The sequence below is a fragment of the Myroides sp. C15-4 genome, assembly GCF_050522745.1.
In the GTDB taxonomy this organism is placed as follows: domain Bacteria; phylum Bacteroidota; class Bacteroidia; order Flavobacteriales; family Flavobacteriaceae; genus Flavobacterium.
The window spans coordinates 1-24,359 of record NZ_JBMVQX010000039.1; the positions used below are offsets into that span (position 1 = coordinate 1).

24 protein-coding genes are annotated in these 24,359 nt (G+C 34.5%); 5 read left to right on the forward strand and 19 right to left on the reverse strand.

Annotated elements, in window-relative coordinates:
• Window positions 1–1,878: 1,878 nt before the first annotated feature.
• Window positions 1,879–2,382 (reverse strand): DUF6266 family protein, encoded by a 504-nt coding sequence (locus tag ACPDHL_RS14120; RefSeq protein WP_430533392.1) that lies wholly within the window; start codon window positions 2,380–2,382, stop codon window positions 1,879–1,881.
• A 463-nt stretch (window positions 2,383–2,845) separates the two neighbouring features.
• Window positions 2,846–3,052 carry a hypothetical protein gene (locus ACPDHL_RS14125; protein WP_430533393.1) on the reverse strand — a complete coding sequence of 69 codons (207 nt, stop codon included), beginning with the start codon at window positions 3,050–3,052 and terminating at the stop codon, window positions 2,846–2,848.
• A gap of 226 nt (window positions 3,053–3,278) precedes the next feature.
• Between ACPDHL_RS14125 and ACPDHL_RS14130 the strand changes: the two genes are divergently transcribed.
• Both ACPDHL_RS14130 and ACPDHL_RS14135 read left to right on the forward strand, forming a co-directional pair.
• Window positions 3,279–3,719 (forward strand): DUF5675 family protein, encoded by a 441-nt coding sequence (locus tag ACPDHL_RS14130; RefSeq protein ID WP_430533394.1) that lies wholly within the window; start codon window positions 3,279–3,281, stop codon window positions 3,717–3,719.
• Window positions 3,716–3,925, forward strand: coding sequence for a hypothetical protein (locus ACPDHL_RS14135; protein ID WP_430533395.1), 210 nt, complete (start codon window positions 3,716–3,718; stop codon window positions 3,923–3,925). Before ACPDHL_RS14130 ends, ACPDHL_RS14135 begins: the two co-directional genes overlap by 4 nt.
• A 236-nt stretch (window positions 3,926–4,161) precedes the next feature.
• On the opposite strand, the gene ACPDHL_RS14140 is transcribed toward ACPDHL_RS14135, so the two are convergent.
• Window positions 4,162–4,965 carry a hypothetical protein gene (locus ACPDHL_RS14140; RefSeq protein WP_430533396.1) on the reverse strand — a complete coding sequence of 268 codons (804 nt, stop codon included), beginning with the start codon at window positions 4,963–4,965 and terminating at the stop codon, window positions 4,162–4,164.
• A gap of 179 nt (window positions 4,966–5,144) precedes the next feature.
• Between ACPDHL_RS14140 and ACPDHL_RS14145 the strand changes: the two genes are divergently transcribed.
• The 3 genes from ACPDHL_RS14145 (at window position 5,145) to ACPDHL_RS14155 (ending at window position 6,974) form a co-directional block, all read left to right on the forward strand.
• Window positions 5,145–5,651, forward strand: coding sequence for a hypothetical protein (locus tag ACPDHL_RS14145; RefSeq protein ID WP_430533397.1), 507 nt, complete (start codon window positions 5,145–5,147; stop codon window positions 5,649–5,651).
• Window positions 5,638–6,273 carry a hypothetical protein gene (locus tag ACPDHL_RS14150; protein WP_430533398.1) on the forward strand — a complete coding sequence of 212 codons (636 nt, stop codon included), beginning with the start codon at window positions 5,638–5,640 and terminating at the stop codon, window positions 6,271–6,273. Before ACPDHL_RS14145 ends, ACPDHL_RS14150 begins: the two co-directional genes overlap by 14 nt.
• A 443-nt stretch (window positions 6,274–6,716) precedes the next feature.
• A complete protein-coding gene (locus ACPDHL_RS14155; protein ID WP_430533399.1) occupies window positions 6,717–6,974 on the forward strand; it encodes a hypothetical protein in 258 nt (85 codons plus the stop codon).
• 68 nt (window positions 6,975–7,042) lie between these two features.
• Here the strand turns inward: ACPDHL_RS14155 and galE are convergent, their stop codons facing one another.
• The 16 genes from galE to ACPDHL_RS14235 form a co-directional block, all read right to left on the reverse strand.
• Window positions 7,043–8,053 carry a UDP-glucose 4-epimerase GalE gene (gene galE / locus ACPDHL_RS14160; RefSeq protein ID WP_430533400.1) on the reverse strand — a complete coding sequence of 337 codons (1,011 nt, stop codon included), beginning with the start codon at window positions 8,051–8,053 and terminating at the stop codon, window positions 7,043–7,045.
• 42 nt (window positions 8,054–8,095) lie between these two features.
• Window positions 8,096–9,235, reverse strand: a complete 1,140-nt coding sequence (locus ACPDHL_RS14165) for a DegT/DnrJ/EryC1/StrS family aminotransferase (RefSeq protein ID WP_430533401.1) — start codon at window positions 9,233–9,235, stop codon at window positions 8,096–8,098.
• A 188-nt stretch (window positions 9,236–9,423) separates the two neighbouring features.
• On the reverse strand, window positions 9,424–10,068 hold the full coding sequence (locus ACPDHL_RS14170) for an acetyltransferase (RefSeq protein ID WP_430533402.1): 645 nt from the start codon (window positions 10,066–10,068) through the stop codon (window positions 9,424–9,426).
• Between the two features lie 21 nt (window positions 10,069–10,089).
• Window positions 10,090–10,695 carry a sugar transferase gene (locus ACPDHL_RS14175; protein ID WP_430533403.1) on the reverse strand — a complete coding sequence of 202 codons (606 nt, stop codon included), beginning with the start codon at window positions 10,693–10,695 and terminating at the stop codon, window positions 10,090–10,092.
• Window positions 10,695–11,879, reverse strand: a complete 1,185-nt coding sequence (locus tag ACPDHL_RS14180) for a glycosyltransferase family 4 protein (protein ID WP_430533404.1) — start codon at window positions 11,877–11,879, stop codon at window positions 10,695–10,697. The genes ACPDHL_RS14175 and ACPDHL_RS14180 overlap by 1 nt, the downstream gene beginning before the upstream one ends.
• A gap of 7 nt (window positions 11,880–11,886) precedes the next feature.
• Entirely contained in the window at window positions 11,887–12,993 is a 1,107-nt protein-coding gene (locus ACPDHL_RS14185; RefSeq protein ID WP_430533405.1) for a glycosyltransferase family 4 protein, read from the reverse strand.
• 2 nt (window positions 12,994–12,995) lie between these two features.
• Entirely contained in the window at window positions 12,996–13,799 is an 804-nt protein-coding gene (locus ACPDHL_RS14190; protein WP_430533406.1) for a glycosyltransferase family A protein, read from the reverse strand.
• The gene (locus tag ACPDHL_RS14195) at window positions 13,777–15,036 is read right to left on the reverse strand and encodes an EpsG family protein (protein WP_430533407.1); all 1,260 of its coding nucleotides are present in this window, start codon (window positions 15,034–15,036) and stop codon (window positions 13,777–13,779) included. The genes ACPDHL_RS14190 and ACPDHL_RS14195 overlap by 23 nt, the downstream gene beginning before the upstream one ends.
• Window positions 15,017–16,033: an ATP-grasp domain-containing protein gene (locus ACPDHL_RS14200; RefSeq protein ID WP_430533408.1), complete on the reverse strand. Its 1,017-nt coding sequence runs from the start codon at window positions 16,031–16,033 to the stop codon at window positions 15,017–15,019. Before ACPDHL_RS14200 ends, ACPDHL_RS14195 begins: the two co-directional genes overlap by 20 nt.
• 2 nt (window positions 16,034–16,035) lie before the next feature.
• Complete coding sequence (locus ACPDHL_RS14205; protein WP_430533409.1) at window positions 16,036–16,830, reverse strand: glycosyltransferase family 2 protein; 795 nt, start codon at window positions 16,828–16,830, stop codon at window positions 16,036–16,038.
• A 4-nt stretch (window positions 16,831–16,834) separates the two neighbouring features.
• Window positions 16,835–18,358 carry an oligosaccharide flippase family protein gene (locus ACPDHL_RS14210; RefSeq protein ID WP_430533410.1) on the reverse strand — a complete coding sequence of 508 codons (1,524 nt, stop codon included), beginning with the start codon at window positions 18,356–18,358 and terminating at the stop codon, window positions 16,835–16,837.
• A gap of 6 nt (window positions 18,359–18,364) precedes the next feature.
• Complete coding sequence (locus tag ACPDHL_RS14215) at window positions 18,365–19,660, reverse strand: nucleotide sugar dehydrogenase (protein WP_430533411.1); 1,296 nt, start codon at window positions 19,658–19,660, stop codon at window positions 18,365–18,367.
• Window positions 19,661–20,107: 447 nt separating this feature from the next.
• A complete protein-coding gene (locus ACPDHL_RS14220) occupies window positions 20,108–20,485 on the reverse strand; it encodes a four helix bundle protein (RefSeq protein ID WP_430533412.1) in 378 nt (125 codons plus the stop codon).
• Window positions 20,486–20,616: 131 nt separating this feature from the next.
• A complete protein-coding gene (locus ACPDHL_RS14225; protein WP_430533413.1) occupies window positions 20,617–21,591 on the reverse strand; it encodes an SDR family oxidoreductase in 975 nt (324 codons plus the stop codon).
• Window positions 21,592–21,595: 4 nt separating this feature from the next.
• Window positions 21,596–22,996, reverse strand: coding sequence for a UDP-glucose 6-dehydrogenase (locus ACPDHL_RS14230; RefSeq protein ID WP_430533414.1), 1,401 nt, complete (start codon window positions 22,994–22,996; stop codon window positions 21,596–21,598).
• Between the two features lie 18 nt (window positions 22,997–23,014).
• Window positions 23,015–24,313, reverse strand: a complete 1,299-nt coding sequence (locus ACPDHL_RS14235; RefSeq protein WP_430533415.1) for a nucleotide sugar dehydrogenase — start codon at window positions 24,311–24,313, stop codon at window positions 23,015–23,017.
• Between the last annotated feature and the right edge of the window lie 46 nt (window positions 24,314–24,359).

The window sequence follows — 24,359 nt, forward strand, 5'->3', positions numbered from 1 at the left end:
CAAACCATTTATTACTATATTTAATAATGAAGTTAATGTTTAAAAACGGTCAACCATATTTAGGGACGTTCACCACTTACCACTCACCACTTACCACTTACCACTCACCACTTACCACTTACCACTTACCACTCACCACTTACCACTTACCACTTACCACTTACCACTCACCACTTACCACTCACCACTTACCACTTACCACTTACCACTTACCACTTACCACTTACCACTTACCACTTACCACTTACCACAAAAAAAAATCCTGTCCAGGGAAAGTGGCCTGAACAGGATTCGTATGATAAATACGGAATAGATTAAATTCTCAGTATCGTATTCCTTAAGATTGCAGTGTGGATCACGGTAAAACAAATTCTATTGACTTCAAATATTTTTGCAATACGTTGAATCTTTTCCCTTCCTTATTTATCTTGGTGTAAACAAAAAACAAATATTCTTTCTAAAATTAGTAGGCAACACTAGTGTACTTTTTTATTCATCCAATAGGTTGTAACGCGTCTGTTTCGTTTTTAACTCTTACTGTAGTTTACAAAACTTAAAAAAAAATCTCGTTACTAAGTATAACGCAACATTATTCCTTTTATTTTCACAAATGAAGATAAAATTATTATTTATCTCCAAATGCGTTGATTTTGGGCCCAAGTTCAGGAGTTGTTCCCTTGACTTAGATTTTATAAATATAGTAATTTATCCCATATAAATGCATTTTTTATTAAAAAAACAAAAAATACCAATCACAAAGTACAAATAAAGAAACAAATATCATATTTAACATAATCATTAATCTATATTGCTTAATTTTTAGTTAATTAACTAAGTAAACATCGAATTCAATTCAAGAAAAACGGAAGTAAAAATATGCTTTAGGATAAAAAAATGCACAAAAGCACCCCTATTTTTCTTTTCAAACAAAATTACCTGCTTTTTATGTCAGGCATAAACAAGCAGGTAGATGCCGATAAGCAGCACAAAAATAACGCAGTAGGAGTTATTTTATTACACACAAAGGCTAGTTAGCAAAAGGCTTTTCATACTTTTTCACCTCGATGACGCTAGGTGTAAGCCCTTTCAGCTTAGGTTGCAACTGCTTATCTGGGGGGCGTAAACAAACGACAGTATTAGATTGAAGGATCAACCCTATAGTAATAAACGCTTTTCTTAAAAAAAAAGAACCTCGTTCTCACCTTATTTCTTTTCTGGATGGTATAGTCTTCTTGTATCAGTCGATAGTGTAAAGCAACAGGGATCGTCGATAAGATAATATAGTTCCGGCCTTGCATTTTTTCCTTTCCTAACAAAACTAAAAACGCTTCAAAATAATCATCCTGTTGCAACGACTCGAGCTGTAAAACAATTGAATCTAGCATGTTTTATTCTTAGTAAGTTAATATCGCCTGCAAATATACTAAAAAAAATAGAGTATAAATAAATATATCACAAAATATAAACATTAAACATAATAAATAATCAAAACAATAACGAAAAATAACACATTATTATTAAAATAAAATGTTATTTTTAAATTGATCTAACTTGTAGTTCATTAAATGTGATAAAAGTGTTATTTATTTTAAAAAAACGCAATTCAAAAAAACACAACTACCTAATTAACAGCAACTTATGATTAATAAAAATGATTATACTCGATTATTTCACTAGATAAGAAGGACTAATTCTCATTCTTGCCTTTCTTTTGATTACTAAAATCTCTTGGTGCGATTTATATTCCGATGGCGTGGATTGAACATCAAACGCAATCTAGCACAAGCTAACGCACAGCTTGCAAATCCGCGCGATCGGTATCCCCAAAAATGGGGCATAAAAAAAGGATGTTCACCTGGAACATCCCTTTTTCATTCACTAGTTTTCTTCTCCAAGAGGCAGATAAAGACTAGTACTACACTCCGTATTGCTCAAGTTGCTAAAAAAGAACCAAATGGCGCAATTAGCAGCATCAAAGCTCTCCGGTAGTGGTGTAGAAAAACTAGCTGCGTCACGTCGAACCACACGTTCAAAAACACGCATGATTTTCTGTTGCTTTTCGTATACCAAAATAGTGAGCAAATCTGTAGCTGCTGCAAGTCCCGAAGCCATAGCGGAAGGCCAAGCGAGGTTCAGGGTGTCATTTTCTACTGTCACACTGTTCATCGGTACGGTTGGTATACTCCCTTTGCTTACTACGACCTTGTCTAATCGAATCGCAAAACCATCTTGCTCTGGCGCTATCGCTTCTTGTAGGTGATAGGATAAGGCTAAATTTACTTTAGACTTTAGTCCGCGATCCGTACCGAAATAGCGACTAAACAGTGCGTTAAATGGCTGTAAAAAATTAGACATTAACTTGAATTTACTTCGCTGTTCCACCTGTAGCGGTGATGGTTTTTTTCCTGATTTTCGCGGAATAGCTCTAATAATGTTTTTACCTCTTCAGTTTGCACCTACTACCGTACCTACCTTGCCGCTAACGCCGCCTAAAATTCCTCTTTTAATTTCTGCCATAATTTACGTTGTTTACTGTTACTATTTATTTTACAATTACGCTTTGCTATTCACGTTTTTCATGAATACACTGCAAACTTACATCAGTCAAAATTAACCTGAAATACCCCCCTTTCCCATTCTTCCGTTATTGGGAAAACAAAAGCACAATTGTCCTTATTTAGCGCTACAAAAAACACATAAACAATTGTTTTTCAGCCGTTTACCTTGTTTTGTTTTCGTTTTGTTTGGGTCTTCTTCGGTAAACCTGTGTATTTACGGGGGATTACCGCCCATTTACCGAAGCTGACTCAAACATGACCCGAACAAAACCCACCCCCTTTCCGGTTTACTGCAAGAAAGTAAGCACTTCTTCTTCGTCTAAACTCATGTACAAACAAAACTCTTTGCAGGTAACTAATGCGCCTGAAGGCTTTTGGAACTGTCGGCGAACCCTAATTAAAATTTTCAAGGCTGTTCTATAGCTGAGCCCTGTAAGGAGCATCACATCAGTAGGATAAATAATAATTCTTCCTCGTTTTTTCATTTTACTCATCGGATTTGATTTTGCGATTAATAGGCTAAAGTTAGCCGAAATGGGAATGAAATAGCCAATAGTACGCTACTCGGATCATCAGGAATCGAGAAGGACAATTTCACCTTTTTTACTCCTTTATATGGACACGTATTCCCAAACACGCCCCTGCCTCTTTTATCGTTCGAAAGTTTCTAACACCTTTGCCATAACGGAAATAAGAACAACAAAACAAAACAACCATTGTATGGGTACACTAGTATTACATCGGCTGTATTTGCCCGAAGCCACCCATGGGCTTCTGCAATTTAACGGCCAAGACATTTGCCTCACCCTAGAGCTTCCATGGGCGGCCAATCAGGCGTATATCTCCTGCATACCGGAGGGAACCTATCCTGTTTTCCATCGGCACAATGAGCGCTTCCAATCTCATCTTGAAGTCAAGAAAGTGCCTGATCGAAGCCTGATTTTGTTTCACCCTGCAAACAATGCAAAATACGACTTGAAAGGTTGTATTGCCCCTGTCAGTCAACTTCTGGCTCCCCTTTGGGGGAGTCGTTCGCGAATAGCTATGCGCAAGCTACTCGCCGCCGTAGAAGAAGCGCTAATTGACCAAGGCGTACAGCTTCAAATACAGGAAGCACAAGCATTAACTATTGTTCAACAAATTAAAAAAGGAAAACTATGAAACAAATTTTTCTGCGAGCCCAAGCTCCCACACCGCGATTTTTCAAAATCTTGCGTACCATTGGTTTAAGTTTAGCTGCTATTAGTGGTGGTATTCTCGCCGCACCTGTAGTCTTACCTGCCGTTATTACTACTGTTGCTACCTACTTAGCCGTAGTTGGTGGTATTGTTTCCGCCATTAGTCAGATTACAGTAGACGAAGAATAGCCTGCTGTTTTTCCCTACCTACTGCTAGCTGTTTGTAACAGAACCCCCTTGGTCTAACGATGAGACACTGTACGTCCCCTCTTGTGGTTAGCTAGGTTTGTTCTGCTTATCGAAGCCAAACAAAAAAGAGGACAGCTACCTTGCGTACTGTCCTCTTTTCCTTTGCTTCCATGCGCCAGCCTAGGCGTTACTAAACGACGCCCTATAGGCGATACGATTCGCCTTAGCTAGCCGTCTTATTCTGCATATTCCTCCCATTTTCTCTTAAAATGTTGATGCATTTCTGTCATAAAATTTGGCTCGAAATTCTTTCGCTTTTTACAAGCATGGAGGGTTTGAAAAAAGTTTTTGCTAATTTTTATTCCAAATAGTGCACCAAAAGCATCTGCCCATGTGATCAAGTTCTCTCTGTCTTGATACTCTCCATTGCAACAGCTCGCTGTATAGACCAGCAAACACAAATCTATCTTGGATCGTTTCCATTGCAAAACAGCGCAATCACTCTGATCCACGCGATAAAAAAAATCCCCTTCGAGTTGTTTAATAATCAGCGCTAAGGCGCTAAAATAAACCCCATAAAAGGCGGGATAGTTGGCATCAAAAAAGGGCCATTCCTCTTGTGCATCTTTCGCCAAAATATAGGCTTTCCCCTCGGTATAATCGGTCTGAAGTTCATTGGAACAAAATGCGTTATATTGATAAAACGCCCGCAATCGATACTGCTTATAGTGCAGTAATTGTTGACTGATATACGCATTTCTTTCGCTGGGAAATGAGGGACGTAAGCTGTGGAATATAGTCATTTCACGACAATACAGATAGTAACAATGCACTTCGAAAAACTGATTTTCATAAAAAAAGCACTCCTCTTTGCGGGATCTAAAGGTACTATTCTGTGCAATTGTGCACATATCCTGGAGTATTTTTCTCCATTGGTGGGTATAGGCTGACCATTCATCAACAGAAATCGTCGAAATCTGTTCCATTTTTTCAATTAATTGCATTTTTTGTTGCATGCAATCGCTTACTTTCTTTTTCATTCTTGTTTTAGCTTTTTTACCGTCGTCTAAATAAAGGAAAAACAAGAAAAAAAATACAACAAATCGTAAAAAGCGCCATTATTCCATTCACTATACACAGGAATAGAACAAATCAAGACTATTAGTAAATGATTCACTATACCTTGAGTGGCTACATTCGCTTCATCAACACACGAGGTATGAACTATATTAAACATTTAAACAGTTGGTTTGAGATTTTACAAACCAAGACCGAAGCCACCCCTACGCATATTGCTTTATATGTGATACTCTTTCACCTGTGGAATCAACATCGGTTTGCCCCTTCCTTCGGAATTAATCGGCAGCATATTGTACATCTCTGCAAAATAGGCAGCAACAGCACCTACAGTAAATGCATGAGAGAACTAAACGCCTGGGGATGGATAATTTATAAGCCAAGTAAGTCCAAATACGGCGTGAGTCAAGTGTCGATTGTGCCCTATCAACAGCTTATCAAACAGCAGCTTCCTCCTACTGCTGGGCTTGATGCAAACCACAGTACGACAGCAGTAGCTACTCCGAGTAGTACACCAAGTAGTATACCGAGTAGTGATGCAAGTACAACGCAAGCAGTGGATCACTTATTAAAACAACAAAAGGAGAAAGAAGAAAATACAAAACAGGACAATAGTAAATTAATAAATAAATTTTATGAGCCACTTTAAAATACAATTAGAGGATACTTTTAAATTCCATGTAGAAAAACAAAAAAAGATCTATGAGCTCGAACGCTGTGAAGCCTTTATACTCGAACGCGGTAAGGACATCTATGGGCATCATTTTATGATGAGTTTACATCAACGGCAAACGTTTTATAAATTGCTTGCCTATGCTATTGAAGATGCCGATACGATGGCGAAATACAACCTCGATCCCCGTAAAGGACTTTTGTTGATGGGGGCACAGCAAACGGGAAAAACGGCCTATATGCGGTTGATTCAGTATTTTTTTTCACGCCGACGTCTTTACCTCATCAAGAGTAGCAGACTCCTCGCTCAAGATTTTTCCTGCCAAGGCTATGAAGCTTTTACGCCTTTATTTGCGCCACATGCCAAGGTAATATGCCTCGATAATATAGGAACAGAACAACAAGCCAAGTTCTACGGTTCTACTTGCGATGTGGTTCAGAATACACTCGAACATTTTTATGAACAGCGCTTTGACCTCGCCTATCCGCGCTTGCATTTTACCACTTCTCTTTCGGCCAATGAGCTAGAGAAAAAATACGGGATCGGTTTTAGGCAGATGCTAAAAGAAATGGTCAACGTTATTGTTTGTGAGCACTAAGCGCAAAGGCAAAACACAAGCTGTATCTGAGGGCGCGGATTTGCACTTCGTGCTGGGTATTCCGTTTCGATTTGTGGCCATGCTTTCGGCCTACTTGTGCCACTCCGATGGCGCGGATTTGACAACCCTGCCTTTCGCTATTCCGATGGCGCGGATTTGCAATCCGTGCCTTCCACTATATCCGATAGGGCGGATTAAAAGATAAAAATATCAAACAAACATTTCAAATGTCATTATAAATTCAAATAAAACACACTAAATCAATAAATTACATTTTAATTTATAGTTTTTATGTAATACTTTTATAATCCTTTATTCTTAGTTAAAAAATCCAAAAATATATACCCGTATGATAGGATGACGGTATTGGAAACAACCGTAAAGCTGCTAAGAGCTTAAGGCATCTAACTTATACGGGTTCATTTTTTTTAAATCTTAGAACCATGAATGCAACCCCTTTTCCACACACAGACTCCGATCAGCACAACCTAGCGCTACTCCAAGCGCTCTATGAGCATCGAGCAAGCTTTACAGCCTATGCACAAAGCATTAATGAACTCTTTTACTACTATGTTGAACATTGTACGGATCAAGCGGATGATTTCTTTTTAACGCCCACCGATGTACACAGCGTATTGGATGTAGTCAATCTACTTCAACAACTGAAAGTACCTGTACTTGCAGAACTGCAAGACGTGTAAACTAATTCTATTTGAATGAACTTCCTAAAAAACAATAAAAAAAGGATGCTCTTTAGAGCATCCTTTTTTTATTTATTTAAACTTTTTTCCCACATCCAAGCACTATTTAAGGCTTCTTCTAATGAAAGTTCTGCTTTCCAACCTAACATTTTATTTGCTTTTGTAGTAGACGCATAGGCTTCCATAACATCACCTTCTCTTCGTTCAACTATTTTATAGTTTAGAACTACTCCTGTTGTTTTCTCAAAGGTTTTAATAATTTCTAAAACTGAAGTGCCTTTTCCAGTACCAATATTAAAACATTCTACCTTCTCTATATTTTTTTTCAACAACAAGCGTTCTAAAGCTTTAACGTGAGCTTTTGCCAAATCCACTACGTGAATATAATCTCGGATACATGTACCATCTGGTGTTTGATAATCTTGTCCAAATACAGATAGCTCTTTTCGTTTCCCAACAGCTGTTTGTGTTATATAAGGAATCAAATTTTGAGGAACTCCATTAGGTAATTCGCCAATATACGCTGTTTCATGAGCACCAATAGGATTAAAATAGCGCAATAAAATTGCATCCATTGTACTTACCTTAGCAAAGTCTGTTATAATATCCTCTCCCATTTGTTTCGTATTCCCATAAGGAGATAAAGCTTTCTGAACAGGTGCTTCTTCTGTAATAGGCATTTCCATTGCTTGCCCATATACAGTACAAGAAGAACTGAAAATCAAGCAACTTTTTTCTTTTTTACCTAATTCATAAAGTAAATTAATCAGAGGAACTATATTATTTTCATAATATTGTAAAGGTTTTTCCATACTTTCTCCCACAGCTTTAGAAGCAGCAAAATGGATAATACCTTTTATTTCAGGGTATTTAGAAAACATTTGAGCAACACCACACTTATCCTTAAGATCTAATTGTAGAAATTTCGGTCTACTTTTAGTAATTGCAGTAATTCCATCTAACACGCTAAGTGAAGCATTTGATAGATCATCAACAATTAACACCTCATGACCTTGTTGTTGCAATTCAACAACCGTATGTGATCCAATAAAACCGAGTCCTCCCGTAACTAATATCATATTCTTTTTCTTTTTTTTCAAACAAACACTTAGGTCTGCCTTTTATTTAGTAAAAAAAACTTGAATTGCTGTAGCAATACGCTCGCGTTCTTCAGCTGTCATATTACTACCAGATGGCAGACACAGCCCAATTTCAAACAACTCTTCCGCTACTGTACCTCCATAGTATGGAGCATCTTCAAATATTGGTTGTTTGTGCATGGGTTTCCACAAGGGACGCGTTTCGATCTCTTCTTCTAACAACGCTAAACGCAACTGCTCTCTATTCTTCCCACATACTGCTTCGTCTATTGTAATACAGCTCAACCAGTGGTTGGAGAAGTAATCAGCTGAAGGTTCTGAAAATACCGTTACTCCGTCAATCGAAGCAAATAGGTCTTGATAAAAGAAGTGATTAGCACGACGTGCAGCAATGCGATCGTTCAAGACTTCCATTTGTCCTCTACCCACGCCTGCCAAGATATTACTCATGCGGTAATTATATCCAATATGGGAATGCTGATAGTGTGGTGCATTATCTCTGGCTTGTGTAGATAAAAATACGGTATAGTCTTTCTGTTCTTTCGTATTACACACTAAGGCTCCTCCACCTGAAGTCGTAATGATCTTATTACCGTTAAAGCTCAATCCAGCTAAAGTACCAAAAGTACCACATTGTTGCCCTTTAAATGTACTTCCTAGACCTTCAGCAGCATCTTCTAAAACGGGAATTTCATAGCGATTGGCTACTTCCATAATTTCGTCCATTTTGGCTGGCATACCGTATAAGTGAACGGGTACAATCGCTTTAGGTTTTTTTCCTGTTGCACTAGTACGCGCTTTAATAGCCTTCTCTAAAGCTAGTGGGCACATATTCCACGTCTCTTTTTCGCTATCTACAAAAACTGGTTTTGCTCCTAAATAAGCAATCGGATTGGCCGAAGCTGAAAAGGTCATGGTTTGGCAAATCACTTCATCACCTGCTTCAACACCTAAATTGATTAAGCCTAAATGCAAAGCGGCTGTTCCTGAACTCAAGGCGGCTACTTGTACCCCCTCACCTAAAAATTGTTCTAAATCATGTTCGAAACCATTTACATTTGGCCCTAAGGGTGCCACCCAATTCGTTGCAAAGGCTTCGTTTACATATTTTTGTTCGTTTCCTCCCATATGCGGAGAAGATAACCAGATTTTTGTTTTCATCTTGTTGAATTTTTATCGAATTTGGAAGAGTTAAAGGTAAGGAGTAATTCTGGACGTTTAGGTATTTTTATGTAATTTTTACGTAATTATGGGAAACAAAAAATCCACTCGTAGGGAGTGGATTTTTTGTGTATATCTTTACATATTGATAATTAATCACTATCTAATCAACTAAAATTTCACTATATCTATTCATGATATTTAATTGGTTTAGCAGGTATTCCAACAGCCGTACACTTAGCAGGCAATGTTTTTGCTACAACAGCGCCTGCTCCTACTATAGTATATTCACCAATGTCCAATAAATTAATAATCTTGGCTCCAGTTCCTACATACACTCCCTCACCAATTACCACTTCTCCTGAAATATTAACGGATGGCATAAAAGAAGCATAATTATTTATAACTGTATCATGCCCCACGGTACAAGAAAGATTAAGAATTATAAAATCCTTAATTTCAATATTACAAGTTATAATTGTACCAGCACAAATAATATTTCCTTTACCTAACGTCACAAAATCAGAAGAAATTAGCGCATGAGGAGAAATAATATTGGGATATTCTAGTAAAGAATTTGATAATAGGGATACAATTTTAGCTTTTGTTTTTGGATCACCAATTGCAATTGCCAAAGCCATTTCTTCCTCTAATTTGTTCAACTCCTTAACACCTCCTAATACTTGATAACCATTAACAATAGTTCCTTTTTCTAATCCATCATCATAAAAACCAATAAACTCAAAAGTATGCTCTTTCTGATTTATACTATCAATTATGGTTTTTACCTCTCTACCAAATCCTCCTGCACCAAATACTGCAATTTTCTTCATACTAAATCATCTATTATTAAATTAATTATTTCCGTTAAAAGCTTCTGCTGTAGCTTGTCCTTCTTGAGAAATTCCCTCTCTTACAAACACTTTTTTAATCGTTAAGAAAAATATCTTAACATCAAGTGCAAAACTTAGCTGATCTACATAATATACATCCAACTCAAATTTCTTTTTCCACGAAATAGCATTACGTCCATTGACTTGTGCCCAACCTGTAATTCCTGGACGCACTTCATGTCTACGCTTTTGCTCACTATTGTACAGTGGTAAATATTGTGGCAATAAAGGACGAGGTCCAATTAGACTCATGTCACCTTTTAATACATTAATCAATTGAGGAATCTCGTCTAATGATGTTTTACGCACAAAAGCGCCTATAGGTGTTAATCGTTCCGCATCAGATAGCAAATTGCCCTGTACATCCTTTTTGTCATTCATTGTCTTAAACTTGACAATTTTAAAAATATGTCCCCCTTTTCCTGGTCGCGCTTGAAAGAAAAAAGGCTTGCCTTGATTAGCTATAAATAGGCTTATCATAACAAAAAGAAATATTGGACATAATAATAATAGCCCCAATAGGGCGATTAAAAAATCAAATGCCCTCTTAAAAAAAAATTTATACATTATAATCCAGTAATAATTGATACAACTTTTTTAGCTAAAATACTTTTATCATACTTAAAGACGGCTAAATTTCTAGCTCTATCACCCATTGCAACCATTAATCCGTTATTTGCTTGCAAATATTTAATTCTATCAACCAATTCATTCGGTAAATTAGGATTAGTATAAAATCCACATTGATACTTTTCTACTAAATCTTTCGTCCATCCTGCCGAGTTTACTAAGACCGGCTTTCCTGCAGAAAGAGAATCAAATAATTTATTTGGCGAATTCGTATATAAAATTGGAAGGTCCATAAAACTCACCATAGAAACATCACAAAAGTTAACTATCTCAGACGTTTCTTTCATAGGGAATTTCCCTAAGAATTTCACATTTTCAAGGTTATAGTCTTGGACTTTTGCTTTTAGTTTATCCTCTGTCGAACCTCCTCCAATAAAAATAAACTCTATACTGTCATCTTCTTTTAATAATTTAGCTGATTCAATAATTGTATCAGCACCATTTGCTAATCCTAGCGCTCCAAAATGAACAACCTTAAAACTATTCTTCTTTAAACCTAATTCTTTTAACAGCTCAATGTTTTGCTCTCTAGGCCAAAACTCATCAATTTTTGACATATTTGGCACCATTGAAACTTTATTTTCTTTCACATATTTACTTACCCCATCCTGCATACCAGGAGATAAAGCAATAATATGTTTTGAATTTCTATAAATTACTTTTTCTAAATATATTGCAAGATTACGAATAATAGGATTTTTTAGAGCTCCCATTTGAATAGGAACCTCTGGCCAAAGATCTCTTACCTCAAAAACATAAGGTGTTTTTTTTAACTTTTTTAATACAAGTGCAGGAATACCAATTGTCAGTGGTGTCGAGGTCGCAAAAACCAAATCTATATCTTTTTGCCTCCACGCTACTTGTGTTGATTTAATCATAAAGTTAACAAAAGCTTTTATTCTTCTTTTAATTGTCATATTCTGACAATAGTCTTCCTTCAAATAAATAACTTTTATTCCTTCTATATTTACTTCTTTTATACTTTCATTATACTTAGTCGAACTAGTTATCATAGTTACTTTATGTCCAGAACTAACCATTTCTTTAGCAATCCAATAGGATCTTGTTCCTCCTGGCTCATTTGGTGTCTTAAAATATTGATGGATATATAAAATATGCATTTCTTTTTTATTTTGTGATTAACTTTACCATTTTCGATAAATTTTTTTCGATACTAAATAAATCTTTTGAAGTCATATAGGCATTATAACTATAATTGGTGTAATTAGTAGAAGAATTACTTATAGATAAAATATATTCTTTAAAATTAGATATTTTGCCGTCGAAACATTTACCTAACTGAGGGTTTTCAAAAATATCATCTGGATTAGAATTTAACGATAAAACTAATACGCCATTAATCCAACTCTGAATAAACACATTAGAAAAACCTTCAGAAACACTAGTGTTTACAGTTAAAAATGCTTCTTCATATAAAAACTTATTAATATCTTCATTATCGACTACACCATGATAATAGGTATTTCTGGAACTTTCTACTCTATTTTTTAACAAACGACCATATTCATCATCATAAATTTCTCCAAAAAAATGAAACTCAAATTCCTTATTCTCTTCAAATAATTTAGCTAAATCTAAATATAATTCTAGCTGTTTAACTGGTCTCGCATTACCAATCCAAACGATTTTTTTTACATTTCTAAAAAATTTAGCTCGTGCAATACAATCAACATCAATATTATTGACTTTATGCATATTATATATTTGTTCTCCTTTATTCAAACCTAAACTCAACAATAATTCTTTCTGTAATTTAGTTTGAACTATTAAAGTAAAATCTTCTCTAAATATTTTTTTAAAAAAATACTGTCTTATAATTCGTGAAAAACTTAGTTCTTTAAACTCTAAACAATAATTGTCAGCAATATGTAATGAAAATTTATAACCTAATTTCTCACTATTTCTTGCATAATGATATGACATAGAATTTAAAACTCTTTGATATAGATAATTGGGCTTTTCATTTTTGAGTATTTTATTAATTATAGAAAATACTTCATAATATAAAACTAACTTATTTAACTTCAGATTAAAGTTAATATGATAAACTTTAATCCCGTCATCGATAAAAACAGATTTCTTATTCCGATTATCAATCGATATAAAAAAGACTTCAAAACCTAATTTAACAAGTTCTAAAGCTATAATTTTACTTTGATATTCAGCCCCACCTTTTATATAAGGATAATAGCCACTTGCAATACAAATTTTCATTTCTATAATTGATTACACCCTTTTAACATATATATTATAGCTTTATAAAAATTGACAGAACTTTTATATTTAGAGTGTTTTTTAACAGCAAAAAAAAATATTCCTAAATAACATTTATAGCCAAGTAGTTTTTTAAACAAGGCCCCTTTTGATATAAAGTATTCTTTAGTAAATCCTCTAAACCACAAACTATTAGAAAACTTCTTTGTTAGGATTACCTCAGGATAATAATATATTTTCAATTTTCTAGTAAGGCAATCCTTTAGAAAAATATTTTCCTCTCCTGAAGAATACATTCCGGATCCACTACCAAAACGATTATCAAACATGATCTCATTTGAGACAATAGATTTCAATTTACATGAAACCAATACTGATGAACATTGCAAGGTATCTCTAAAATTCATTTTTTTTATATCATCACCAAAATTGTGAAACTGTCGTTCTAAATTCGTCGAAATACCTTTAAAAACAATAATATCAGCATCTGGTATTTTACTGTAAGCTTTATTAACAATCTCAGAATAATTAGCTTTATATATAACGTCATCATCACATAATAAGATAATATCACCTTTAGCCAAAGAAACCGCCTTATTTCTACTTTTACTTAAACCTTTGTCTTTACTGTTATAAATGAATTTTCCTTTTTCATTATAAGAAAAAAAACTAGCCGAAAATTTTCCTTGATTTACAATACCATAACTTTCTCCGAGATTCATTTCTAGTAAAAAATCAAAATTGTCTCTATTCATAGTAGATATTAAAGGTTGAACTACTAATTTATTTACTTTTCCAATATTCATATTCATAAACTTTTGTATTAACGATTTCAAAAATATTAGGTTGAAATATTACAGAGTTATAGGTCATATATTCTTTACCCATAATTGTGGAAGGAAAAAAATTAAAACATACATAAAAAAGAAGGAATCCTAACATAGATTTAAATTTTGGATATAAATTGTTATAGTATAAAACAACAAGCACTATACTAACTAAATAAACAAATAGAATATGTGCTCTTGAAAACAAATAAGTATTGGAAACTAAAATCATATATCCTTCATACAAAATGAAAAACCTTAAGAAAGCCTCAAAACCAGTAACTCCTAATTTAATCCTTTTTAGCTTTAAACATATAAAAAAGCTAATTATTACTAGTGGTATAATAACTAAATAATAACGAAAACCTGCACCCGTATAATTACCAACAACAACACCTTCTACTAAATATGATTCTACCTTTTGTCCTAAATAATCACCTATTCTTCCAAATATTCCTAAAATTTTTCCTAAACCTAAAAGTAGTACATTTAATAATGGGAATAATGAAACCATTATCCAAAACAATAAATTTCTTGAATTATTTTTGATAAGCTGTGATAAGACAAAAAGGACAACAATAGGCAATAATGAAAAATGCAAAAGCACTGGAATTATAAATAATATTTTATAACGAAACGTACTATATTTGAAGTCTTTATAAGATATTAAGTACAATAAGACCATAACAGCATTAGCGTTCCTAATACCACTAAATATCCAAGGCACTGTTAAAGAAAAAGACATTAAAAACAAAATAAAAAATATAATACCTTTTTCTCTTTCATGCTGCGTTTTGATATAGCGATTAACTACATTATTTATTGTTAATAATAATAACAAATAAAAAGGGAAAGCGGCAATAAAACCAACAATCTGATTAGTAAAGCCTAAACTACCAAAAAAAAAGTAGAGATAACTAAATAAATTATCAAAGCTCAAACTAAGTTTCATGAGCTCGAAAAATAATTCCCATGACATCATAGAAAAAGAATCATACATTTCAAGATGTCTTACAAAATCAAATCCTTCACCTGGTATAAAAGTATATCCATACAAACCGAACCATAAAGAAATAATTACAATAGGAAATGTTCTCTTTTCACCATTTATAATAAAAAAAAATGCTACCAATAAAGCCAAAAAAGGATATAAAATAAAAAATCCGCAGAGGCTAAGATTTACAATAAAACTATTTTTATTTTTTATTTGTTTCATTTATCATATTTTCAATTATCCAAAACTCTGGAGTAACAGCCTCATTTTTCCACTCTAAGTCCGAGGTCCAATAGCCTGGGCATTTGTAATAAGCAGACTGTAAAAAACCATAGCTTATTTCAACAATTAATGGTTTTCCATTATCAAATACAAAATCAAAAGCTAAACATTGAGCATTTAAACATTTAACTGTTTCGAAAGCCATTTCAACACATACAATAGGAATTTGATTTTTATCGTATAAAATCTTTCCACTTCCTGATGCTCTAAAATCATTTTTTCTAACCAATCGCTTTATACCAATTGCTTTATCACCAATAATAATAATTCTTATATCACTATCATTATCTTTAATAAAATCTTGAAAATAACTATATCCAATTTCTTTTCCAGCCTTTTTAGAAAAATCTGGTTTAAAAATTAAGCGATAAAAAGCTTTCAGGCAAAAATTAAAATCTTTAGACTCTTTAAACTTAGAAATATTTTCTTTGAAATAATTCCATTTATTAAACTGGTTAAACCCTGTACCAAATGCTTTTTTAATTATTCTATTAGCTTGTGATTTTGATTTAACAAGCATCACATTGGACGAACTGGCTCCTCCTTTTAATTTAAAAACTTTTGGAAAAGAGGTAGATTTCACCCAACTTTCAGCTTTTGCTTTATCAAAAAAAACATAACTTTTGATACTGTTTAAATTTAGACTTTCAAATAATAATTTTTGTGCAATTTTATTATCAAAGTGCCAGGCTGTATTAAAATTGGGAAAAACCAAAATACCCTTTAATTCTAAACAATTTAACAATGTTCTAGCCCAAATAGTGTCTTCAAAAATCCCTTGATGATGGTGCCATAAAAAAATATCTACTCCCTTGATTTGATCAATTATATCATTACTAAAAGCATCAACTATTATAAACTCAATTTGATTATATTCACAATATTCTATCCATTTATTAGAAAAACTTCCTTCTCTATGATGTATTGCAATCTTCATAATTATAGCATTTTTTTTATCATTATTAATGCATTCTTTAGTTGCCCTTTTTTCAAAAAACGAACAATAGAACTTTTAACTAATTTTTTTTTATAAATCTTTTCTTCCATGCTCATATCTTGATCCTTTAAATTTATTTTGGATAAAAAAGATTTTCTAATATTATAAACAATATCACAACTCCTATTTTCGCTTTCAAGTCTATAAGTAACAGTTTTCTTGCAACTTTTTACAAATTCAAATTTTTTTGCTAAACGGCACCACATCTCCAAATCTTCTCCTCTATTTAAATCTTCATTAAAAAAACCAACGACATGAAAACAATCTTTTCTTATAATAATACTACTTGAACTCACAAGATAACTGTTCAATGCTTGTTTAAAGTAATTTTCAACAACGAATATTTTACTTTTATCAATACTATCTGACTTAACGATTTCATTCGAAAATCTATAGCTTGTAGCATAGATGCTTTTATCAGGAAATAATTCCATCATTTTCAGTACTTCTTCTAAGTGAGATTTATCCCACAAATCATCACCATCTAAAAACGCAATCCAATCAAATCTTGATTCTAAAATACCTAAATTTCTAGCACTTGAAACTCCTCCATTTAACTTGTTAATAATACGTATTCTACTATCATTAATTTCTTTTACGCGCTTCAAACTATTATCGCTAGAACCATCATTAATTATCAATACTTCAAAATCTCCTATAGATTGATTTAAAACCGACAATAATGTATTTTTAATACTTAACTCTTTATTATACAAAGGTATTACGACTGAAAACATATTTTTACTTTTTTACAAATGAAACCAACGAATTCAACTGCCTTTTATTTAACATGAAAAAAATGCTAAAAAATAGTAAAAGAATACTCAAACTAAAAATAGCAATTATCATTACAAATAATGACAAACCATTAATTAAATTCATACACATACTACTAATTAAACTAACCATTATTAGAACTGACGATATTTTTAAAAAAATAATAAAAACATTTTTCCGATTTCCAGGATAAATCTTTGCAAAATATAATCCATTTAAAAAATAACTTTGCAAAATACCCAAAAATAAAGCACATCCAAGCATATAATCAATATAATATTGATTATTTCCACTATACTTAGCAAGTAGATATAAGATTCCTAGATTTATTCCACCTAATACTATTGTCGTCAAAGCAGGGAATTTGACTTTATTCCATGCACGCGAAGCAAATGCAAAAACACCAGCAGCAGAATAAAATGGAATCAAAGCTAATTTTAAAGTTAGCCAATTTGAAAATGGTACAAATTCTTCACCAACCCATAGTTTAAGAATAAAAGGTGAAAAACCTATTAAAACCCCCACTAACACAGATACTAAAACACCTAAAATCAACGAATTATCCAGCGATATTTCCTGTACTTTAGCATGTTCATCTTTTGAATACGCGATTAGAATTAAAGGGCCAAACAAACTCCCTACAACACTAGCTATTATCATTATATAATTTCCTAATTCTGTCAAGGCTCCTAATATTCCAGACTCTTTACTAGACCAAAATACATTAACTATAAAAGTATCTATTCTGTATAATCCAGTATCTCCTAATTGTTGGACAATAACCCAAAAAGCCATAAAACCTATTGCTTTTAAAGCTGATTTATTAAATTTCTTTAAAGTAAGGTTAACTTTTCCTTGGCTAAATTTATAAAAAACAAAAAAACTATAAATCAATAATGCAACTTCAGTAATAAGGTTTGCTAATCCAACATATGCTATATTGGTATCTAACATAGAGAATAGTAATACCACAAATATCAACTTACCTGTTACACGTATTATCTTTGTAACATTAAGCAAATCCAGGCGATTAAAGGCATATAATGTAATATTAAACACACTGGAAAATAGCGAACAATAGAAGCTAAATATTGTGAAAGTAAACAGTAGTTTAGCTTCACTCAAAAGCTCAGAAGGGATAGTAAATATTTGATCAATATGCTCTACAAAATACCATAAAGGTAGAACCAATACACTAACAATGCCAATCATCAATAGCAAAGAGGTACTCAAATATTTAGATGCATTTTCTTTGTCATTCTTTTGCAAGGCAATAGAATAAAACCGAGTCAACGAACTTGTTAATGAACCTGTAACTACACTAATATATTGATTAATTATTAATGCTAAAGGAATTATACCATAAGCGACAAGTCCTAGTGATTTGACCAAATAAGGAGTATAAAAAACACCTACACCAATATTAGCCACTAAACTTAATACATTAAATATTAAATTCTTTCTAACTTGTCCATTCTCTGAAGCCATATTTAATTATAATCTACTATCCACTCCTGTTGTCAATAATCCTTTCACATCATACACAATAGCCTTGTCTTTCTTGAATTGATCTAAATTCAAGTTTAACAATTCTTTGTGGGCTACCCCTAGCACTACTGCGTCAAATTTTGCTTGGGGCAATGTTGTAGCGCTTACTACACCATACTCATGCATCACTTCGGCAGGGTTTGCCCATGGATCATAGATTATAACCTTCACTCCATAATCTTCTAAGGCAGCAATCACATCCACAATTTTTGTATTGCGCACATCTGGACAGTTTTCTTTGAAAGTTACCCCTAGCATCAACACTTCGGCTTTGCTTACATCAATTCCTTTCTTAATCATAGTTTTAATCACTTGAGACGCTACATATTCGCCCATTGAGTCATTTAAACGACGACCTGCCAAAATAATCTCTGGATGATAGCCTTTCTCCATGGCTTTTTGAGCTAAATAGTAGGGATCTACTCCAATACAGTGTCCACCAACTAATCCAGGTTTAAAAGGTAAGAAGTTCCACTTTGTACCTGCTGCTTCTAATACGGCATGGGTATCAATATCCAACAAATTAAATATTTTCGCCAATTCATTAACAAACGCAATATTGATATCGCGTTGAGAATTTTCAATTACTTTCGCTGCTTCTGCTACTTTTATGGCTGGCGCTAAATGCGTACCTGCAGTAATAACTGCTTTGTAAATATCGTTGACCACAACTCCAATTTCTGGTGTACTTCCCGAGGTTACTTTTAATATTTTTTCAACCGTATGTTCTTTATCTCCTGGATTAATACGCTCAGGTGAATAACCCGCATAGAAATCTTCATTAAACTTCAATCCAGATACGCGCTCTAAAACAGGAACACATTCTTCTTCCGTTACGCCTGGATATACGGTAGATTCGTAAATAACAATATCTCCTTTTTTCAAGACTTTTCCTACCGTTTCGGAGGCTTTATACAAAGGTGTAAGGTCTGGACGGTTGTGCTTATCTACTGGTGTAGGTACTGTTACAACATATACATTACAATCGGTAATATCTCCTAGATCATAGGAGCAATACAATCCTTTGGTTTCATTTGCTAAAACAGGATTCGTTTTTACCGTTACGGCTTGTAAAATTTCATTTTCTACTTCTAAGGTACTGTCTTTTCCTTCTCTTAGTTCGGCTATACGTCCTTGGTTGATATCAAACCCTACGGTTGGAAATTTAGTTGCGAACAAACGCGCTAAAGGCAATCCTACGTACCCTAACCCTATAACTGCAATTTTATGTTGTGTATTCATATTTTGTTTTTTATACTTATTTGATTAACGGGTTACTTGATTAACTGGTTACTTGATTAACTGGTTATTTGATTAACTGGTTACTTGATTAACTGATTACTTGATTAACTGATTACTTGATTAACTGATTACTTGATTAACTGGTTGCTTAATTAACTGGTTACTTGATTAACTGGTTACTTGATTAACTGGTTACTTGATTAACTGGTTGCTTAATTAACTGGTTGCTTAATTAACTGGTTACTTGATTAACTGATTACTTGATTAAATGGTTACTTGATTAAATGGTTACTTAGTTAATTACTAAACAATTAAACTATCTAAACAATTAAACTATCTAAACAATTAAACTATCTAAACAATTAATCCATCCAAACAATTAATCCATCCAAACAATTAAACTTTCTAAACAAGGTTACAATAATTTTATATTTTCAATTTATTTTTTTAATTCTCTTTATTATTCAATTGATACTTATATAATCCATTAAGTTGATTTATAATTTTATCTATTTCTACTCTTAATTTCACATACCTATCTTCTTGAACATATTTTAACAAATAAGCCAAGTTTAAATGACTAATTGTTTCTAAAGCAGAGGCATATGCTATATTTGTAAAATGGGCTTGATCTAAATTAGAAGAACGTCCAGAACCTTCTGCTAAATTTGCTGCTATGCTTGCAACTGATCGTTCTACTTGCTTAGTTAAATTAAATTGTTCGGACATTGGAAAAAATGCTACTGTTTCTCTAATCTGAACACTATAAGCTAAAGCATTTTTATACACTTCTAACTTTTCAAAGGAATCAATATGATAATTCATTTTGCTTACTATACGTTTACTAATTCGTCTTTATAAACAATTAACCCTCCTACCTTATTTCTTTGTTTAACTGGTTATTGGTTTAACTCCTAAACAACCTAACCTTACTAAACAACCTCCCCCCTAAACACTTACAACATATCTTTGTGCTCCCAATACCACTTCACCGCCTCTTTTAATCCATCGCGGATTACATGCGTAGGTTGATACCCTAAAAGCGTTTTTGCTTTCTCGACAGAAGCTAAGGAATGGGCTACATCGCCTTGACGATCTGGTCCATGCATCACCTCAATTTCAGCAATTTCACTGTCATATTCGGTCAAAAACTCTCTAAGGTAACCCACTAATTGATTGAGATTAGTACGGTCACCTACTGCAGTATTATAAACGGTATTTACAGCGTCTTTATTTGTTGTCAGCATCGCACGTTCATTCATTTGAATTACGTTATCGATATAGGTGAAGTCACGAGAATTCTCTCCAGTTCCGTTAATCGTTGGGCTTTCATGCCGAATAAATTGCTTGGTAAACAACGGAATAACTGCCGCATAAGCTCCTCTTGTATTCTGACGACGTCCAAAAACATTGAAATAACGCAAACCGATGATCTCTATACCATAAGTTTTAGCAAACACATCAGCGTATAGCTCATTAACGTATTTAGTAACCGCATAAGGAGATAAAGGTTTCCCTATTACATCCTCAACTTTTGGCAAGGCTGGTGAATCCCCATAAGTGGATGAACTTGCTGCATAGACCATTCGCTTTACTCCTCCATCGCGCACGGCCACCAACATATTTAAAAAACCATTAATATTTACTTCATTCGACGTGATAGGGTCATTAATAGAACGAGGAACAGATCCTAAAGCGGCTTGATGAAGGACATAATCCATCCCTTCTACTGCTTGTTGACAAGTGGTTAAATCGCGAATATCTCCCTCTAACAATTCGTAGTTCGGGTTACTTAAAAACTCTTCAATGTTGTGTCGATATCCCGTTGCAAAATTATCCAAACAACGAACAAAGTATCCTTTGTTTAAAAAGTACTCTGTTAAATTGGAGCCAATAAAACCTGCTCCACCTGTAATTAAAATCTTTTTCATAAAATTATTTCCCTCTTCCGATTGTATATACTTCAAATCCAATTTGTTCTAATACCTCGCGGTCTAAAATATTGCGACCATCAAAAACAAAGGCTGGTTTTTGCATGTTGTTGTAAATGCGTTGCCAATCGTAGGTTTTAAATTCATCCCATTCGGTCAATACCGCAACTGCATGGGCGCCTTTTAAGGCGTCATACGGATTTTGGTGTACGGTAAGGTGTTTTTTATTCGCTTCTGGCTCACGTGTAGCCAAATAGTCCAAATCCGCCAACATTTGCAGTTGGGTTACTTTGGGATCGTACACGTGAATTTGCGCTTCTTCTTCCATCAAATCATTGGCTACGTATATAGCGGCTGATTCGCGCGTATCATTGGTGTCCTTTTTGAACGCCCAACCCAAGAAGGCAATCTGTTTATCGTTTACCGTATTGAAAAGCGTACTCACAATATTCTCAGCAAAGCGGCGTTTTTGGTAGTCATTCATCAGGATTACTTGTTCCCAATAGTTGGCTACTTCCTCTAAGCCATAGGTCTTTGCGATATACACCAAGTTGAGAATGTCCTTTTGAAAGCAAGATCCTCCAAAACCAACAGAAGCTTGTAAGAATTTACTTCCAATGCGGCTATCGGTTCCGATGGCACGGGCAACTTCGCTAACATCAGCTCCTGATGCTTCACACAATTCTGAAATTGCATTGATGGAAGACACGCGTTGGGCTAAGAAGGCATTAGCCGTTAGTTTGGACAATTCTGATGACCATACATTGGTGCGCAAAATACGCTCTTGAGGAACCCAAGCACCGTAGATAGCAGCCAAAGCTTCTATCGCTTCTTTTCCCTTTGCTGTTTCTGCTCCTCCAATCAATACGCGATCGGGATGCATCAAATCCTGAATCGCTGTACCTTCTGCTAAAAACTCCGGATTGGATAGGATTTGAAACTCTACTCCATTGCCTGTTTGATCTAAGATGCGCTTAATCGCCTGTGCGGTACGCACGGGTAAAGTTGATTTTTCTACGACTATTTTATCTGTTTTGGCTACGCGTGCAATTTGACGCGCACATAGCTCAATGTATTTTAAATCGGCCGCCATTCCCTTGCCTTTTCCGTAGGTTTTGGTTGGGGTATTGACCGAAATAAAGATCATATCGGCTTCGTCAATGGCTTGATCGACGTTGGTATCAAAAAATAAGTTACGCCCTCTTGCTTCTGCTACGACAGCGTCTAATCCAGGTTCATAAATCGGCAATTGATCCAAGTCCTCGTTATTCCACGCCTGAATACGCGCTTCGTTGATATCCACTACAGTAATTTGAATGTGCGGGTTCTTCTGCGCAATAACAGCCATCGTTGGACCTCCAACATAACCTGCACCTACGCAACAAATTTTAGTAATACTTTTCATTTTTTTCTTAGAATCTTTTTATAATCTACTATCTACTTTGTCTTGATCCAATACACTTTTGGTATCGAATACCACACCAGTAGGATGTACTAGTTGGCTGACGTTAAATTTATCGAATTCACGATGCGCCGTGGTTAACACAACGGCATCATATTGTTGTTGTATGATGTCTTGAGACGAAATTAAATCGATATCGTACTCCTCTTTCACCTCTTGTGGATTTACCCAAGGATCACACACCGCTACTTCAATGCCATAAGACACCAACTCTTCGTATATCTTCGCCACTTTGGTATTGCGGGTATCGGGGCAGTTTTCTTTGAAAGCAAAGCCCAAGAGCAACACCTTGGCCTGGCTGACATTGATGTTTTTCTGCACCATGAGCTTGACCACTTTGCTGGCAATAAATACGGGAATTTCATCGTTTACACGTCGACCAGAAAGGATGACATCGGGATAATACCCCAATTGAATGGCCTTATGTGCGAGGTAATACGGATCAACAGAAATACAGTGTCCACCGACTAAGCCTGGTTTAAATTTGAGAAAATTAAACTTCGTCCCTGCCGCTTCCAACACTTCTTGTGTATCAATGCCAATGCGATCAAAGATCAACGCCAATTCATTGACGAAGGAGATATTGACATCGCGCTGGGCATTTTCAATTACTTTAGCGGCTTCAGCAACTTTAATGGACGTTGCTTTATGGGTACCGGCATAAATGATTTGCTGGTATAACTGATCGATTTCTTCTGCAACTTCTGGTGTACTTCCTGAGGTTACTTTGACAATGGTTTCTAAGGTATTGACTTTATCTCCAGGATTGATTCGCTCTGGGGAATAGCCTACGTAAAAGTCTTGGTTGAATTTCAACTTCGACGTTGCTTCTAAAACGGGGATACACTCCTCTTCTGTACATCCGGGATATACAGTAGATTCATAGATCACAATATCGTTGGGTTTGAGCACCTCTCCCACCAAGCGAGAAGCACTTTTTAAAGGGGATAAATCGGGTGCATTGAATCGATTAATTGGCGTGGGAACTGTAATGATAAATACAGTAGCATCAGCTAAGTCCTTAATTTCACAACTAGGTAAATAGCCCTTGATTCCCCCAGAAGTCTGGTAGGCAATTAGCGATACCCTCAGCTGCTCTTCGTCTGCTTCTTTGGTATCATCTTGTGCGTTTAGCAAGCTAGCCATGCGTTTAGCATTGATGTCAAAGCCTACTACAGGATAGTGTTTTGAAAACGCTAGCGCCAAAGGCAAACCTACGTAGCCCTGCCCTATAACTGCAATCTTATATTCCTTTTTCATTTTTTTATTACTTTCTTATTACTTAAAAATTCAGATAAAAAAGTAA